Here is a 2183-nt window from a genome sequence, read left to right as displayed (position 1 = left end):
TGCCGCGCCAGGCCTCGTGAACCAGATCGGCACTGCGCTCAGTAGGCCTGCTCCATGATCTTGGATGCGAGGGCGAAGACGCCGCCAACGACCAGCAGTGCGCCAGCCGCGATCCACAACGGCACCGAGGCGAGCGGGAGGGCGAACGTCCCGGCAACAAAGCCTACGATGATCAGAAGTACCGCGGCCCACGAACCCGTGTTGGCCTTGTGGTGACCGGTCTCACTAGCCACGTCCACTCCCGTCCGTCCTCATCGGGGCCGCCCGGCGACCCGATGCACATCGTTTTCCGGTGCGAGACTACCCGCGATCGGCATGTCCGATCCCGGATGGCGATGTACCTTTGCCCAATCTCGCCATTCTGCCCGATCTTGCCATTCCCTTCCCGCGCCGGGAGCCCGGTCACCCGAATCCGGCGACCCGCCGCAAGTCCACCAACTGGTCGTCGAGCCAGCGCCGCACGTCGTGGGTGCGGACCTGTCTGGCGGCCGCGGTGAGCCGGCGATGGCGCTCCTCCATCGGCATCGTCAGCGCGGTGTACAGGGCGTCGGCCATCTGCTGCACGTCGAAGGGGTGCAGGGTAACGGCGAACTCGCCCAGCTCCTCGTGCGCCCCGGCCATCTCCGACAGCGCCAGCACGCCGCCACGCCGGTTGACGACCGCGACCTCCTTCGCGACCAGGTTCATCCCGTCGGCGATCGCGTTGACGATCAGAACGTCACAGATGGAGTAGGCCGCCACGGCGAGCGGGAAGTCCTCGACCATCCGCAGGTCGATCGGCTGGCGCCCCTCCTTGGTATGCCGGGCGTTGATCTCCGCGACGACCGCGCCGATCAGGGCGATGTAGTCGGCGTACTCCGGCACGTCGGTGCGGCTGGGCTGCAGCAGCGCCAGGAAGCTGACCTTGCCCACCAGCTCCGGGTGCTGATCGAGTAGGGTGCCGAAGGCCAGAAAGCCACGCACGACGTTCTTGCTGGGGTCGGTGCGGTCCACCCGCAGGATGAGCTGACGGTCATCGTCGAGGAAGATGTAGCGCAGCATCGCCACATGCGCCGCCACCTCCTCGGAGGCCTGCGTAGCGTCCAGCGCCGCCGGGTCGACCGAGATCGGGTGGTACCGGGCGCGGACCACCCGGTCCGCCACCGTCACTGTCAGCTGCTCCAGGTCGATCGGCAGGCCGAGCAGCTCCTGGGCGCACAGGACGAAGTTGCGGGCGTAGCGCCGGGTATGGAAACCGACCACATCACTACCGAGCAGCCCGCGCAGTAGCCGCTCCCGGATGTCGGCGGGCAGGATGCGCCACTCGTCCGGCCCTGGCCAGGGAATGTGGATGAAATGCGTGAGCACCGCATCCGGGCACTGCTCCCGCACCCAGTCAGCCACGAGGTAGAAGTGGTAGTCCTGCAGCAGGACGAGCGCCTTGCCACCCCGCGCGCGCACCTCGTCAACCACCGCGTCGGCGTAGGCCCGGTTGACCGCCGCGTAGCCGTTCTCGAAGGCGTCGTGCTCGGCCCGGGTGAACACCGGTGACAGCGACCGGCCGTAGAGGCCGTGCTGGATGAACCACAGGACCGGGTTGGACCACACGCTGTAGAAGTCGGCGTAGGCGGTCGGATCGGTAACGACGAGCCGGACCCGGATGGCGGGGCCGTCCGGGTCACCCTCCACGAGCCGGGGCGAGGGATAGGTCTGGACGAGGATGGAGCTCCCGGCACTCTCCCCCGCGACGGCGACGTCCTCCTCGCTGGCTGCGCCGCACACCCACACCGCGTCGTCGAGATGCTCGGCGAGTCCGGACAGGGCCGAGACGAGGCCGCCCGCCCCCCTGGTGACGGTACGACCGGTGGCGTCCCGGTCGAACCTGACCGGACCGCGATTGGACAGCAGCACGAGCGGCAGGTCGAGCGACAGGTCGAGCGGGTTGAAGTCCGACACGGCGGATGCGGCCTCCTGGTCACGGGCGGTACTCGGCGTCCGGCACCGCTGAACCCGAGCGCCCGAGCGCACGGGGACAATCCGGACTGTAGTAAGCCCGGCTTTCGGATGCACCGCGTTGCAACGCGGCTAGCGGGAGTTTCCTAGATAAGTTGATCTTTGGAGTCCGTTGAGCAGGCCGGTGGCTGGTTCAGGACGGTCTGACCTGGCTCTGTGAGTACTCGCCTGCACGACAGTCAGCCTTCCGG

At 68.1% G+C, this 2183-nt stretch carries 2 protein-coding genes; both read right to left on the bottom strand.

Annotated features, from left to right (window positions below; translation table 11 throughout):
• Positions 1 to 38: 38 nt before the first annotated feature.
• Positions 39 to 233, bottom strand: a complete 195-nt coding sequence (locus AC08ON_RS11850) for a hypothetical protein (RefSeq protein WP_476608274.1) — start codon at positions 231 to 233, stop codon at positions 39 to 41.
• 169 nt (positions 234 to 402) lie between these two features.
• Positions 403 to 1935 carry an alpha,alpha-trehalose-phosphate synthase (UDP-forming) gene (locus AC08ON_RS11845; RefSeq protein WP_476608273.1) on the bottom strand — a complete coding sequence of 511 codons (1533 nt, stop codon included), beginning with the start codon at positions 1933 to 1935 and terminating at the stop codon, positions 403 to 405.
• Between the last annotated feature and the right edge of the window lie 248 nt (positions 1936 to 2183).

The sequence above is a fragment of the Frankia sp. CoWAU3 genome, from assembly GCF_977971855.1.
Note: the sequence above shows the minus strand (reverse complement) of the source record. Positions and strands in the feature narration are given on the sequence as shown.